Source organism: Anabaena sp. UHCC 0451 (genome assembly GCF_034931405.1).
Lineage (GTDB): Bacteria > Cyanobacteriota > Cyanobacteriia > Cyanobacteriales > Nostocaceae > RDYJ01.
In genome coordinates, this window is sequence record NZ_JAYGHA010000007.1 from 59,780 (window position 1) to 73,621 (window position 13,842).

The window sequence follows — 13,842 nt, forward strand, 5'->3', positions numbered from 1 at the left end:
TTGGTAATTGGTAAATAATATTCAACTATTCCCTATTACCTCTTCACTGTCATCTAATTTAAATAAAAACTAACGGTTTATCTTTAAAAGGTGCAAAAGCTGCGGCATCAAACTTATATAAACTAGCGGGACGACCTGCACCTCTTGATACTTTAATTCCGGTATCTGATAAAAATCCTAACTTCAGTAACCGCGCTCTAAAATTAGAATAATCTGAGAAATTTTCCCCTAAAACTGTGGTGTATAATTGATATAAATCGTTGAGAGTAAAGGTTTTTGGTAATACATCAAAAGCTACCGGGCTATATTCTAATTTATTTCTCAGTCTTCTATGTCCATAGGTAATAATTTCATTATGATCAAATGCTAATTGAGGTATTTGTTTAACTGGATACCAAGCAATACCAGCAACTTTATCAGCAATTAATTCTGCTTCCTCAAACCGAACTAAGGCAAAATAACTAACTGATAAATAACGAACTCCATAACTATCAATTTTTTCTCGTGGATCACGATTTGGACCACCAAAAGTATAGAGTTGTTCGAGATAGAGGTTATTGACTTTAATTTTTTCTGCCATAATGCGATAAGCTGCATCTTCTAAGGATTCTCCTTGACGTACCAAAGTACCGGGAAGACTCCAGGAATTTAAAAATGGTTCTTGCTGTCGCATTATTAACAACACTAACAGCCGATTTTGGGCAGTATCTACAGAAAAAATGACATTATCAACACCAACTTTGAAATCAGCTAAAGGTTGTTGATTTGTAGGATTTGAAATCTTTTTATGGTTACGTCCTGACATTTAAACGTACAAATGCTCCCGATGAATATAAGCAATAACAGGGGGGGTGAGAGTTTCGGGATCTTTTTGTTCACGAAAAGCTGTAGAGGAAACATCTAAACCAGTTATACTAGCGATCGCAATTTTTCCTCCTAAATCCCTAATTTCCTCCAAGCTAGAATTATCTATTACATAACCCGGTCGAGGAATTACCAATAATTGCACTTGTTTTAACAAATCTGCAACGTGATACCAATGTGGTAACTGATGTACTAAATCTGAACCAATGACTAAAGTATATTCAACATCATGACCCCATCTCAATTTTGCTTTTTCAACAGTTTCCAAAGTTCGCCAACTGCTTAATTCTTGTTCTAAATTAATATTACCTTGAGGTGGTTCTATATCTGTAATGAGCAGATTTAACATTGCAGCCCGATGATCTAAAGGTGTTTGTTGAGACTTAAAAGGATTATCAGCAGCCCAAACCGCTACCCAATTAAAACTTTCAGATAACCACTTGAGAATTTTTTGATGTCCAGCCGTTGGCGGATCAGCACTTGTACCAAATAAAGCGATTTTCCTCATTTTATCTTTGCGTCCTTTGCGGTTAGTTTCTTCGTCTCTTCTGTTAACTCATACAACATTTCAGAAAGCTCAACTTTCACAGAAACTGGATTTTCTAATCTTCTTGTTTCCTCTGGTAAACTAGCCACTGAAACTGCGGTTCGTTGCCGAATTGTTGTTAAATTTTCATGTGGTTTTAATTGCTTACCTGCTTTCATTACCAACTCTAATATAGGTTGTTCTCTCCCAAAATTCTCATCTAATAAACCTAACCTATCAGAATGTAATTTATCTCCAACATAAGAGCGAAAAATCTGCTTACGTCCAGGATAAGTAAACTTACCACTAGATAGTTTCATCACCGGAATACCATCAATATCGACTAATTTATAAACTCCATTCACAGGTGAACCTGTTACTAATTTTGTTCCTAAACCATAACTATCAATTTCTGCACCTGCTGTTTTTAGTCTTTGTATTTCCCATTCATCCAAATCACCACTAGCAAAAATTGAAACTTTGGGCAGGAGCGATCGCACTTGTTTTGATAAAGTAACTAAATCCCCAGAATCTAACCTCACCCCAGTTAATGTTATTTCCCCACTATTGACCTTTTCAGCCAACTGTTGAGCCGCAGCCACTGTATCATAAGTATCAATTAGCAATGGCGCACCCGGAAAATATTGATGAAAGGCAGTAAACGCCTGTTCTTCACTTCCTTCTAGGGCTGACAATGCCATCACTAAAGCGTGAGCCATTGTACCACTGGGTTTTTGCTCTAACTGTAGTGCTGCTAACACATTAGAAGTGGCATCTAAACCACCTGCTAAAGCTGCCCGTGCTGCCCATAAAGAGGCTTGGGGACTAAAAGCTCTTCTTGTGCCAAATTCTAAAAGTGTGGCTGTTTCCCCCGCAATATCACGTAATCTAGCCGCTTTGGTAGCAATTAAAGTTTGGTAATTGAGAGTGTTTAAAAGATAAGTTTCTACTATCTGTGCTTGCCATAAAGGCGCTTCAATTCTTAATAATGGCTCATTAGCAAATACTGCTGTGCCTTCTGGTACTGCCCACACATCCCCTGTAAAACTACCTTCTGTTAATAATGACCAAAATCGATCAGGTGCATGGGTAAAAATTCCCGTGTTCTGTAAAGCAGCAATTTGGGCAGAATTAAAGCTAAATTTAGCCAAATATTCCAAAGCTTGCGCCAAACCCATTGCTATTAAATAGCCAAAATCTTGAGGTAAGCGCCGCACAAATAATTCAAAACTGGCTCGTTTTTGTTCTATTCCTTCACCTGTGTAACAAGCTGCCATTGTTAGCTGGTAAAGGTCTGTCAATAAGCTATAGTCTTCAGGACTGATATTCAATTCTGGGTTTTGGTAGCCATAGCCCACATCTATAAAAGTGGTCATATAACTGTTTCCTAGCAAAATTGCTTATCCATTTATGGTAGCTTTTACCATAACTCATGTCAAGTCTTTGGCTGATTATGCCTGAAAGCCCTACAAATAAAGATTAATTAGTCGATAAATACCTATTATTTTATATTTTTTAATAGTGAAAAAAAAGAATTAGACGGAAAAAATCCCCGATTACTGATTTGCACTTATAATTAAAATCAAGGGGAGAATTTTGAGTGATCAATTAAATAAAGTATTGCAAACTTATCTGAAAAATCATTGCAAATATTGTCAATATATTGCAAAGATGAGCGACCAATAAATATCGGCATTAAATTATAGATATCTCAAATAAAAGGCATAAAAAAAAGGAGTCTCAGGTTATGGCTATCTCCAAAATGCTTGTTAGTATGACTCAATTTATTTCTGAAGCTTTCATGCGGATTTTTACCCCTACAGATGATGCCTATCCTATGATTGGTTTTCAACCTTTTACGGGTATTCCTTATAAGGGACGGAATTCTGGTTCTTGGTAGAAGTTATAGGGGCGTTCGCGAAGGGCGTAGGGGCGAAGGTGTAAGGGCGAAGCATTCGGAAAATAAACTGGGGAAAAACCGATAATTGATCGTCCGAATGCTTCGCCCCTACAAGGGAAAAACCGATAATTGATCGTCCGAATGCTTCGCCCCTACTCTGTTCCTACCGAGCTAGATTTTCAAACACGGGTTTTTGTAGTAACCAATCTTTACCGACTTGAATACTAATATCAGAGCCGATATTACCAGTGCTTTCTACTCGCACTTCGCCAAAACCTAAAGTGTTACGAATTGATTCAGCACTGTCGCTATCACCTTGTTGAGCGATAATATTAGTAGTTTCTAGAGGTTCACCCCAAGGTCGAGAGATAAAAATATTACGATATCCGGCTTGTTCTAAGGCTGTAATTAAGGGGCGAATTTGCGAGCGATCGCCACCTGTACTATCTTGAATTGCTACACGTAATCTAGCCGGATCAATGATTTCGCTCTCAAATGATGTCGATTCTAAACCAAAATTTTGAACCATTAATTTAGTAATCGCCTGTTTATAAGGAATCCAATAACTAGCTTCATACTCCTTTACTTCACTAAAACGACCAGGAAGCATTAACATCTGCATATTAGAACGATTGGTTCGCGCCCCAAAACCGACTAACGCCACAAGTTCCTCAACAGTCAAGTTGGTATCAATATTATCTTTAACAGTATCAAGAATTTCTGGTAATCGTGTTAATGTTGAGGGATTGAGACTCTGTTCAATTAAAGCACGTAATACAAGTTGCTGGCGCTGAATCCGGCCAATATCTCCGAGTTCGTCATGTCGAAAACGGAGTAACTGTAGTGCTTGACTACCGCTAAGATGCTGTTTACCTGCCTTTAAATTAATATATAAATGCTGGGAATCATCCTGATATTTCATATCTTTAGGAACGTAGACTGTTACCCCACCTAAAGCATCAATAAGTTTACCAACTCCTAAGACATTAATGCGGACATAACGGTCAATTCCCACTCCACCTAACAGATTGCTGACTGTTTTAGCAGTTAAAGCCGGACCACCATCAATATTAGCAGCGTTAATTTTCTTCACCCCAAACCCTTCAATTTCCGTGCGAGTATCTCTGGGAATGGAAAGCATGACGATTTTTTTGGTCTCTGGGTCAAATTTGAGTAAGAGCATCACATCAGCAAGACCATCAAAAGAATTTATCTGGGGTAAATAACCAAGTTCTTTGGTATCAGTAGGTGGGTTTTGAACATCTGGAGGCAGTACACTCATCCCCATAACTAAGATATTGACAGGACGAGTTAATTGAGAAAATTGGAAGCCATTGCCAGAAATGCGATCGCCATCAAAAACCGCTGCTTCCTTAGCACTTAACTGGGCTTGTTGCAAAGGTGTACTTTCCCAAGAAACAGCTAACAAAGCCCCTGCCATACCCGACACGATGGCAATGCCGCCCATACCTACAGCAAACCATAGCCAGCGGCCAGATTTGGAGCGGCGGTAGTTTTTGCCTTTGCCTTTAGCTTGCGCTGATTTGTTACCTTCGGTTGATGTTCTTTGACTAGTCACAGATTCCCTCACACTGACTGATAAAATACTGTAAATTTGCCGACTTAACTCAATATATATAGGTAAATCAGACTATTATAGATAACTTTGAATGAATAGTTTCTACTTAGCTACCTATCATTGATACAACAAGACCTTTACCCGCATTTCTCTAGATTTATTACTAATCCGGAGAGGTTGATTAAAGTATGGCAATAATAAACCAGATTTGAATATGTTGGTTGGCAGCTTACCTGTAAAGCCTTGTAGCCAGGCTAAAAATCTGTCAAAAGTTCAGATTTAGTGCTTACGCAGCATTCGCTCAGCAAAACCACTGAATCCTGGTAAACGGCAAGATTTGCCTTGGATAACCCGAAAAATCAAGTAAACACTCACCAAAAAGTAACCAGAGGTGAGAAAACTATTCAAAATTAACAAACGTAGGGCAAAAAAATCTGAAGTTGCTGCTCCAGATGCTAACAATAAGTAACCTAACATCCATGTCAAACCCAAGGTCATGGACAGACGACTCACAGCCAGTTGTTCCCGACTACCCTGATGGCGATAGAGAGTCCAAAAGGAGGGGAAAAAGCCGAGCATAGGAATTAAGTATAAAAACAGCACTCTTTTAGAGGTAGCTGAGTCTTGATGATCTGGGTAATTTTCAATTGGTGGTAAATTTTGCATTGTGGTTGGTCTAATCATAAACTAGAGAAAGGAATGAGATTCATATAGTTAGAGATAATAGACTGTAAACAAGAATTTGACTTAAGTCCTATTTAGTTTTATCCCCAATCATCTGAAAATGCAGACACGTAAGCTACTCGACTGGTGGCAAAAATTTACACCAGTAGCACGAATCGGGGCGATCGCGCTATTTGCTCCCCTATTAGTTCTCAACGGTTGGGCTATATCGGCAATTTTCAATTATTTCCACTCTTTGATCGTCATTTTAGTTGGAGCTTCAGTGCTGGCCTTTCTGCTCAACTACCCGGTGAGTTGGATGGAAAGGCATGGTGCTAGACGCGAACAAGTTGCTATCTTAGTATTTTTATTAGCTTTATCCATTTTATTGGCGCTGGGTGTCACCCTTTTTCCGTTAGCCCTTACCCAAGCCCAGCAACTGGTAAACCGCTTGCCAGAGTTGATAGACTCCGGGCGATCGCAGTTAATGATTTTAAACGAAAAAGCCGAGATGATGGGCTTACCCATTAATCTTGATGCCATTGCAGTGCAAATTAATGATCGCGTTAAGGGGCAACTACAAGCTATAGCTGGACAAGTTTTAAATCTTGCTGTTGTCACCTTTACCAGCTTGTTAGACTTCCTGCTGACAATGGTTTTAACTTTCTATTTATTGCAGCATGGTGGGGAACTTTGGGAAAGCTTAGTAGAATGGCTACCTACTAAATTTCGTGAACCTTTTTCTAGAACAGTACGCCTCAGTTTTCAAAACTTCTTTATCACCCAGTTGATTTTATCCACCTGTATGGCCTCGGCTCTGATTCCCACATTTTTGTGGCTAAAAGTTCCTTATGGGTTGTTATTCGGTTTAACTATCGGCATTATGGCTCTCATCCCCTTTGGCGGTTCTGTAGGTATTGCTGTCACCACTTTGTTGGTTTCCTTACAAGACGTTTGGATGGGTGCTAGAGTATTAGCCGCCGCAGTCATCGTCCAGCAAATTTTGGAAAATATCATTGCACCCCGCATTTTAGGAAGTTTTACCGGTTTAAATCCAGTTTGGATCCTAATTTCCGTCTTGACTGGAGCCAGAATTGGTGGACTTTTGGGTGTGATTGTGGCCGTTCCTTGTGCTGTTGTCATCAAAACAGTTATTAGCGCCATCCGTCCGCCGATCATGAGTAATGATACAGAAAATTCCTTATCTGGGGAGGTAACTGCACCCAAGACAATAGAACAATCTCCTCCTGAAGCGAAAAATTCCCTCAGTGTTTCTCAGCCATAGCTGATTTGAGTAAATCGAAAAGTTTGCGATCTACTCAAAGAGGGTAAATTTTTACAGCAGAATTCAGTAGGGGTAAAGCTCATCGCTAAACCCCTAGAGGAGTCAGGAATGAAAAAAGCAAAGACATGATGACACGAAGCTTCGTCATACAAGTTTACAAATCGCCTCTGATGTTTAAGGATCAATAAATTGAATTTTGATAGCAATCTCACCCTTGTAAATAATGAAAGTATTAAATATTACTAACTTTTTAGATGATTAATTTTAGCCTTCTAGCTCTTACCAGGGAGCATCCCAAATGTGTAAGTTTATTTTGGGGAAATCTGGCAATTGATTCCAGGCTTGATATGAATAAACTTTTTACAGTAGTATAAGATTTACCACCCAGTGTTGAGCCTTTTATACAAGGTTATAGCAAAAAAATTATGGCGCACCTTTTCAAGATCACAGAATCTAAAAATCAGAATTGATAGAAGCCATATTGTTGCAGTACAAATCATAAAAGACATGAAAATTTTAGGAAAAGATATGGCAGCAAATGAGCGGGATAAAATACGTCATTTATTGGTTGTCCAAGATCCGGAAGGACAGAGAACCATTCCCCTGTTAGAGACGACTTATTCTCTGGGAAGGGATACCAGAAACGCTATTGTTCTGCGTGCTAAGTCTGTATCAAGACAACACGCAATTTTATTGCGTGTGACTATTCCTAACACTGAAAAATATGGCTTTCGCATTGTTGATGGTAACTTTCAGGGTAAAAGAAGTACCAACGGCTTATTTATTAATGGCACTAAATGTTTTTCTCATAGTCTCCAGAATGGAGACGTTATTGCTTTTGGCAATCCCCAGGCTCAAGCTAAATACTATGCTATTTCTAACCTATCAGAGGAAGCATTTGGAGAATCTTGTACAGCGGAAGATCTGGCTAGGTTTCTCTCAGAACAAGGAAATCCCGCGAATCCTTTTGACACTTTAATTATTGCTGATACCAATATTGAAGCCGCGAGTGACACTTTGTTAACTCGTCTTGCTTCCTTTCCAGAACTGATTCCCAATCCAATTATTGAAATGGATTTAGAGGGAAATATTACCTATTATAATCCAGCCGCAGCGCATAAGTTTCCTAGATTAAGGGAAATTGGCAAGGAACATCCAATTTTGGCACAATTACTCAATATAGTTGCACATCAAGAGAGTAATTCTTTTGTGCGAGAGGTAGAAGTGTACGGAGAGATTTTTGAACAATCCGTTCATTACTTACCAGAAAGTGATTTAGTTAGAACTTTTATTATTAGAGAAATTACTGAACAAAAGCAAGCTGAGGCAGAATTGCGGCAACGAGATCGCTTGCTTCAGGGAGTTGCAGAAGCCGCTAATTATTTACTGGCAGAAATGGATTATGACATAGCAATAGAAAAAGCACTGGCTACTTTTGGGAAGGCTGCCAATGGCGATCGCGTTTACATATTTCACAACCATCCCCATGAAGTCACAGGGGAAATAGCAATGAGCCTAAAGTATGAATGGACAAAATCTGAGGTCAAATCAACCCAGCACCATTGGTACAATCAGACTTACAAAAATTCTGGACTAGAACGTTGGTATAATATTCTGTCTACGGGAATACCGATCAGTGGCATAACTGAAGAATTTCCTACTCTAGAAAAAGAACTTCTCAATCGAGATAGCATTAAATCTCTCATACTTGTACCCTTGTGTTTAGAAGAAGATTTTTGGGGCTACCTGGGTTTAGCTGATTGTACCTTAGAGCGTCATTGGTCAACCCATGAAAAATCCAGCCTGTTGACAATGGCTGCTATTATCAGTGGCGCTCGTCAGCGTCAGCAGGTAGAAGAAAGAATTCGCTATCAAGCCCTGCATGACTTACTCACCGGTTTACCCAATCGTTTGCAGTTTAACGATTTACTAAACAAAGGCATAGAAAAAGCAGTTGAGGAGCAAAAAAGTTTAGCAGTGATGTTCCTGGATCTAGATCGTTTCAAGATGATTAATGATACTCTGGGACACACACTAGGAGACGAATTATTACAATGTGTAGCTCAAAGACTAAGAAACTCTCTCAGAGCCGGAGATACTATTTCTCGTTGGGGAGGTGACGAATTTACTATTCTACTCACTAATATTACCCAGAGCGAAGAAGTCGAACAAATAGCACCCAGAATTTTACAAACCTTAGAACAACCTTTTCATCTACATGGACATGAACTTTATGTAAGTGCCAGCCTTGGTATTGCCATGTTTAATGAACACAGCAATAAAGCAGAAACCTTGATTCAGCAAGCGGATTCTGCTTTATATTATGCCAAAGACAAGGGCAGGAATAATTACCAGTTTTATACCTTGTCCCTGAATGCCAAAACCCCAGAACTCCTGAGTTTAGATAAGAGTCTGCGCCATGCCCTAGAACGAAAAGAATTTCTTTTGTATTATCAGCCACGAGTTAACATTATCACAGAAGAAATTACAGGTATGGAAGCTCTCTTGCGCTGGCATCACCCGGAAATGGGAATAGTTGCTCCTAACGTTTTCATTCCCCTAGCTGAAGCCAGCGGATTAATTATCCCTATCGGCGAATGGGTATTACGAGAAGCTTGTACTCAAAATAAAGCTTGGCAACAAGCAGGCTTCCCTAGCATGACTATTGCGGTGAATCTTTCTCCTAAGCAGTTCCGCCAACCTAAGCTATTAGAAACAGTAGCGGCGATTTTAGCAGCTACAGGAATGGAGTCCGAATATTTAGAGTTAGAAATTACAGAAACAACAGCTATTGAGGATATGAACTTCACCACAACTGTACTGAAAAAGTTGGAGAAAATGGGTTTACTCCTCTCGATTGATGATTTTGGTACGGGATATTCTTCTCTTTCCCGTCTCCAGGTATTACCATTTCATAATCTAAAAATTGATAGGTCTTTTATCCAAGAATTGGCGATAGATGAGAAAGTCGCTCATATCATCAAGGCTATAGTTGACTTGGGACGCAGTTTAGGGTTAAGACTAATTGCTGAAGGTGTGGAAAAGTTAGAAGAACTAAATTTTTTAAGGTCAATTAATTGCGATGATGTACAAGGATATCTGTTCTATAAACCCCTGTCTCCCCAACAGGCTACAGAGTTAATGACCAGTAAATTAAATATCTCTCAGCAAAACCTACTATCAGCATCGGAATAGGGGCATAAATATATCAACGTAATATCAACGTAAGTATTCAGTTGTAGCACTTATTGATACCCAGATCCCCGACTTCTGCGATCAATTCACAATTTATTGACACGATTATCAAAGAAGTCGGGGATCTTATCACCATAATTTATTGATTAGGAAATCAAATGAACCGTTCCAAAATAGTTGCTATCGTTACAGGTGCTATTTCTATAATTTTAGCGATAGTTTACCTAATTGTTGTCCAAATCCTTGACTATCGAGATATGAAACCTGCACCCATTGGCACACTTAACGAACCTTCAGTAGTTATTATAGCTATCAATACTGCTAATTTTCAGCATCTAGATTAGATTGTCGGTTGCACTACAAAACTATCGAAAACAGTGAGTTAGGGTGAACTTGATGCAATTTTTTAATTGCATTTTTCCTAGTTTATAGGTTGTATTGTTTCCAGCGAACAAAATAACCTAATTATGAAATTTGGCAATCTAACAATCTAAAATTGGTGTAAACTTGTGTCTGATTTAGAACTATACAAATATCTCCCCAATCTTCCTGATGCTGCACTGCAAGAATTTACAGAATGGTGTGTTTTAGAACAAGCCAAAGCCGCAGGATTGGAATTTAAACCTGATGCTAATAAGTTGAAAAACTTAGCACCAGCAGATTATTTGAAACAACTAATTGACCAATTCATGAAAGTGAAACCAGACCCAATTAGAGCCGGTCTAGTAGCTGTAATTGCTGGAAAGCAATCTGATCAACACAATTTGTCAGGTTTAGCAGCTATTGTGGATTTTGTTGCACTTTATGTTAAGTTTTTAATTCCTAAAGATGGTACTGATCCAGAAGATGCAGAAGCAATATTAACAAAAGCATCACAACATCAGTATGAACAACTGACTCAAATTGCTAAAAAACATGATGTAGCTTTATAGTCAGTAGGGGTTTAGCACTAGTTCAGATCCCCGACTTCTGACTTCAATTAATAATTTATTTGCAAAATAAATAAAGAAGTCGGGGATCTTATAATAATTAGTTTAGATCCCCGACTTCTGACTTCAATTCAATTCAATTAATAATTTATTTGCAAAATAAACAAAGAAGTCGGGGATCTTATATCGGGATATTATAACCGAGATTTCCCTGTAAACCACCAGTGTGTAATAATAGTATTTTCCCTGGTTGAAAAAATCCTTGTTTTAGTAAATTCATGACTCCATAAAACATTTTTCCCGTATATACGTAATCTAGAGTTATGCCATGTTCTTGGGTGAATTTTTGGCAGAAATTTATTAATTCCTGATTTACTTTTGCATACCCTCCAAAATGGTAATCACATATTAATTGCCAAGGTGCGGGAACATCAACAGATGCAGGTAAACCAGATGTGAGATAATTGTTTATTAAACTGTCTATTTCTGCTGCTAAAAATTCTCCACCTTTTAATACAGGAAAACCAATAATTTTCTGTTTTGAATTTAATGATAAGGCCATACCTGCTAATGTTGTGGCTGTTCCACAAGCTAGACAAATATGATCAAATGGTTCTATATTTGGCATTATTTCTGTACAACCCCGCACACCATCTAAGTTACAACCTCCTTCGGGAATGATAAAAACTTCACCAAAGCGTTGTTTTAAGTCTTCCTGTAGTTGAATGGTGTGACGTTTGCGGTAGGTTGTGCGATCGCAATATAATAACTCCATTCCTTGTTCTACTGCAAAACTGAGAGTAGGATTAAGGGGTAACGTTTCTTCACCACGAATTACCCCAATAGTCCGAAAACCAAACAGATTTCCTGCGGCGGCTGTAGCAAAAATATGGTTAGAATAAGCACCGCCAAAAGTGAGTATGGTTGAGCAATTTTCCTCTTTAGCTGATAACAAATTATATTTCAGTTTGAACCATTTGTTACCATTAACCAGCGGGTGCATGAGATCAAGGCGTAATACATATAATTCGATACCAATGCTATCAGCTATTTGACTATTAATTTTTTGGATGGGTGGAGATAGAAAGATTGACGACATTTAAATCACGAGTTAAGCTTTGTGGGAATAGTAGAAAATAACAAATCTGCAAAAACTCTCTCACTGTTTATGGCTAAAGTTTTTGACTCTATTACTGAAGAAGTGCAAAAATTTATTGCAAATCAGCAGATGTTCTTTGTGGGAACTGCACCGTTGAGTCCTACAGGTCATGTTAATCTTTCTCCCAAAGGTTTAGAAAGTTTTCGTATTCTTTCACCCAATCGCGTTGCTTACTTGGATTTAACAGGTAGTGGTAATGAAACTTCTGCCCATCTGTTAGAAAATGGCAGGATTACATTGATGTTTTGTGCTTTTCAAGAACCGCCTTCTATTCTCCGTCTTTATGGACAGGGAAAAACAATTTTACCTAATTCACCAGAATGGGATTCTCTGTATTCTTTATTTCCTCCCATTCCCGGAACTCGGCAAATAATTTTGGCTGATATTGAACGAGTACAAACTTCCTGTGGTTTTGCTGTGCCACTTTATGAATATCAAGGACAAAGGGAAACTTTAATTAATTGGGCTAATAAAAAAGGTGAACAGGGAATTAAAGAATATCATCAGCAGAAAAATTTTATTAGCATTGATGGTTTGTTAACTCCCTTGTCTCAAGTTCACAATCAAAAATTAGTTAATGAGTAAATGATGATGATTCACCTTCAAAAAATACTTATTAATTAAACAAAAAAAATCTCAACAAATTAGATGTTTAAGTCACGCAAAGCCAAACGAATTTGTTCCATCCGTCGGCGGTTGACACCAAGATCAGACTCTCCTACACGAGATGCTGAACGGATATGAATTACTGATTCATCCGTTGGTAAATAAAACTCTACATCATCAATAAATTTGAAGATGCGGCTTTTAGAAAGAGCATGGATATAATTATCTGTTTGTTCTATAACTTCTGTACGAGGAACAACTGTGAGAACTTTCAGTAGTGTTTCTCGTACTGTATCACGATCCAGATGATAGGTAATCGGCTCAATGGCGTGTTTAGCATCAGCATTTTGACTGACAACACAGTTATCTGAATTTGGACAAGGACTCAGATAACCTGATTCAATTCCTAAACCAGTTGCCCAAGTTATTGCAGGAACGATTAAACTGATAGTCAGTGTTAAGACTATTACTAAAGTAATACTCTGTAGTCGCTGTACAAATGTTGTTAGATGGGACATGATCAATTTACTCCTCGATGATTTAGATTTTATTAATGTCTTCAATAATTATCAACCATTATTGTCACTAAAATCATTCTGGGTAATAAAATTAATTGAAAATTAACCATGAATTACCAAATCGCTAACCAGTTAACCGAAAAGCAAATTTATGAACTTGTGGAATTATATAAAAATGAGTTTTGGAGTAAAGACCGGACTTTTGAACGAGTAGTAAAAATGTTAAAAGCATCAGATTTAATTATTGCTTTGGTGTGTGATGACGAAGAATTGATTGGTTTTTGTCGCGTTCTTACTGATTTTGTTTATCGCGGAACTCTTTATGATGTAATTATTAAACCTGATTATAGAAAAATGGGTTTTGGTGCTAAATTATTAGATGCAGTAATAAATCATCCCCAGTTAAAAGAAGTTGAAAATATCGCTCTTTATTGTTTGCCAGAAATGATTCCTTTCTATGAACGTTGGGGTTTCAAAAATGATGTAGATGGAATTAAATTAATGCGCCGTTCTCATCCATTATCTGAGTAATAGAATCATGATTATTAATCTATAAAATGTATTTCGTTGAATCACTTCTATTTATCCAATAAGGTGATAAGATCCCCGACTTCTTTT

13 protein-coding genes and 1 pseudogene are annotated in these 13,842 nt (G+C 38.0%); 7 read left to right on the forward strand and 7 right to left on the reverse strand.

Translation table 11 applies throughout. The features are described 5' to 3' along the window. Positions 1–58: 58 nt before the first annotated feature. The 3 genes and pseudogenes from VB694_RS06700 to VB694_RS06710 form a co-directional block, all read right to left on the reverse strand. Positions 59–805 (reverse strand): NUDIX hydrolase, encoded by a 747-nt coding sequence (locus VB694_RS06700; RefSeq protein ID WP_323359536.1) that lies wholly within the window; start codon positions 803–805, stop codon positions 59–61. Continuing rightward, positions 751–1,372 (reverse strand): annotated as a pseudogene (locus tag VB694_RS06705) (nicotinate-nucleotide adenylyltransferase). The gene VB694_RS06700 and the pseudogene VB694_RS06705 overlap by 55 nt, the downstream one beginning before the upstream one ends. Continuing rightward, on the reverse strand, positions 1,369–2,766 hold the full coding sequence (locus VB694_RS06710; protein WP_323359537.1) for a nicotinate phosphoribosyltransferase: 1,398 nt from the start codon (positions 2,764–2,766) through the stop codon (positions 1,369–1,371). The pseudogene VB694_RS06705 and the gene VB694_RS06710 overlap by 4 nt, the downstream one beginning before the upstream one ends. A gap of 371 nt (positions 2,767–3,137) precedes the next feature. On the opposite strand from VB694_RS06710, the gene VB694_RS06715 reads away from it, so the two are divergent. Then, on the forward strand, positions 3,138–3,290 hold the full coding sequence (locus tag VB694_RS06715) for a nicotinate phosphoribosyltransferase (protein WP_323359538.1): 153 nt from the start codon (positions 3,138–3,140) through the stop codon (positions 3,288–3,290). Positions 3,291–3,453: 163 nt separating this feature from the next. Here VB694_RS06715 and VB694_RS06720 read toward each other — a convergent pair whose 3' ends face one another. Together VB694_RS06720 and VB694_RS06725 are read right to left on the reverse strand one after the other, a co-directional pair. Beyond that, the gene (locus VB694_RS06720) at positions 3,454–4,869 is read right to left on the reverse strand and encodes an LCP family protein (RefSeq protein ID WP_323359539.1); all 1,416 of its coding nucleotides are present in this window, start codon (positions 4,867–4,869) and stop codon (positions 3,454–3,456) included. 279 nt (positions 4,870–5,148) lie between these two features. Continuing rightward, positions 5,149–5,535, reverse strand: a complete 387-nt coding sequence (locus VB694_RS06725) for a hypothetical protein (RefSeq protein WP_323359639.1) — start codon at positions 5,533–5,535, stop codon at positions 5,149–5,151. A 118-nt stretch (positions 5,536–5,653) separates the two neighbouring features. On the opposite strand from VB694_RS06725, the gene VB694_RS06730 reads away from it, so the two are divergent. The 4 genes from VB694_RS06730 (at position 5,654) to VB694_RS06745 (ending at position 10,944) form a co-directional block, all read left to right on the forward strand. Then, a complete protein-coding gene (locus VB694_RS06730; RefSeq protein ID WP_323359540.1) occupies positions 5,654–6,817 on the forward strand; it encodes an AI-2E family transporter in 1,164 nt (387 codons plus the stop codon). 528 nt (positions 6,818–7,345) lie between these two features. After that, the gene (locus VB694_RS06735; RefSeq protein ID WP_323359541.1) at positions 7,346–10,012 is read left to right on the forward strand and encodes an EAL domain-containing protein; all 2,667 of its coding nucleotides are present in this window, start codon (positions 7,346–7,348) and stop codon (positions 10,010–10,012) included. A gap of 158 nt (positions 10,013–10,170) precedes the next feature. After that, a complete protein-coding gene (locus VB694_RS06740; RefSeq protein WP_323359542.1) occupies positions 10,171–10,356 on the forward strand; it encodes a hypothetical protein in 186 nt (61 codons plus the stop codon). Between the two features lie 165 nt (positions 10,357–10,521). Further along, positions 10,522–10,944 (forward strand): hypothetical protein, encoded by a 423-nt coding sequence (locus tag VB694_RS06745; protein WP_323359543.1) that lies wholly within the window; start codon positions 10,522–10,524, stop codon positions 10,942–10,944. 178 nt (positions 10,945–11,122) lie between these two features. Here VB694_RS06745 and VB694_RS06750 read toward each other — a convergent pair whose 3' ends face one another. Next, a complete protein-coding gene (locus tag VB694_RS06750; protein WP_323359544.1) occupies positions 11,123–12,040 on the reverse strand; it encodes a 1-aminocyclopropane-1-carboxylate deaminase/D-cysteine desulfhydrase in 918 nt (305 codons plus the stop codon). 69 nt (positions 12,041–12,109) lie between these two features. On the opposite strand from VB694_RS06750, the gene VB694_RS06755 reads away from it, so the two are divergent. Then, entirely contained in the window at positions 12,110–12,685 is a 576-nt protein-coding gene (locus VB694_RS06755) for a pyridoxamine 5'-phosphate oxidase family protein (RefSeq protein WP_323359640.1), read from the forward strand. Between the two features lie 59 nt (positions 12,686–12,744). Here the strand turns inward: VB694_RS06755 and VB694_RS06760 are convergent, their stop codons facing one another. After that, on the reverse strand, positions 12,745–13,224 hold the full coding sequence (locus VB694_RS06760; protein ID WP_323359545.1) for a DUF1499 domain-containing protein: 480 nt from the start codon (positions 13,222–13,224) through the stop codon (positions 12,745–12,747). Between the two features lie 108 nt (positions 13,225–13,332). Between VB694_RS06760 and VB694_RS06765 the strand changes: the two genes are divergently transcribed. Beyond that, entirely contained in the window at positions 13,333–13,755 is a 423-nt protein-coding gene (locus VB694_RS06765; RefSeq protein WP_323359546.1) for a GNAT family N-acetyltransferase, read from the forward strand. The last annotated feature ends 87 nt before the right edge of the window (positions 13,756–13,842 follow it).

Excerpts from the sequence above, each read along its gene's own strand:
- VB694_RS06740 (WP_323359542.1), top strand. The coding sequence starts at position 10,171 with ATGAACCGTTCCAAAATAGTTGCTATCGTTACAGGTGCTATTTCTATA.
- VB694_RS06755 (WP_323359640.1), top strand. The coding sequence starts at position 12,110 with ATGGCTAAAGTTTTTGACTCTATTACTGAAGAAGTGCAAAAATTTATT.
- VB694_RS06765 (WP_323359546.1), top strand. The coding sequence starts at position 13,333 with ATGAATTACCAAATCGCTAACCAGTTAACCGAAAAGCAAATTTATGAA.
- VB694_RS06700 (WP_323359536.1), bottom strand. The coding sequence starts at position 805 with ATGTCAGGACGTAACCATAAAAAGATTTCAAATCCTACAAATCAACAA.
- VB694_RS06715 (WP_323359538.1), top strand. The coding sequence starts at position 3,138 with ATGGCTATCTCCAAAATGCTTGTTAGTATGACTCAATTTATTTCTGAA.
- VB694_RS06750 (WP_323359544.1), bottom strand. The coding sequence starts at position 12,040 with ATGTCGTCAATCTTTCTATCTCCACCCATCCAAAAAATTAATAGTCAA.
- VB694_RS06725 (WP_323359639.1), bottom strand. The coding sequence starts at position 5,535 with ATGCAAAATTTACCACCAATTGAAAATTACCCAGATCATCAAGACTCA.
- VB694_RS06710 (WP_323359537.1), bottom strand. The coding sequence starts at position 2,766 with ATGACCACTTTTATAGATGTGGGCTATGGCTACCAAAACCCAGAATTG.
- VB694_RS06735 (WP_323359541.1), top strand. The coding sequence starts at position 7,346 with ATGGCAGCAAATGAGCGGGATAAAATACGTCATTTATTGGTTGTCCAA.
- VB694_RS06760 (WP_323359545.1), bottom strand. The coding sequence starts at position 13,224 with ATGTCCCATCTAACAACATTTGTACAGCGACTACAGAGTATTACTTTA.
- VB694_RS06730 (WP_323359540.1), top strand. The coding sequence starts at position 5,654 with ATGCAGACACGTAAGCTACTCGACTGGTGGCAAAAATTTACACCAGTA.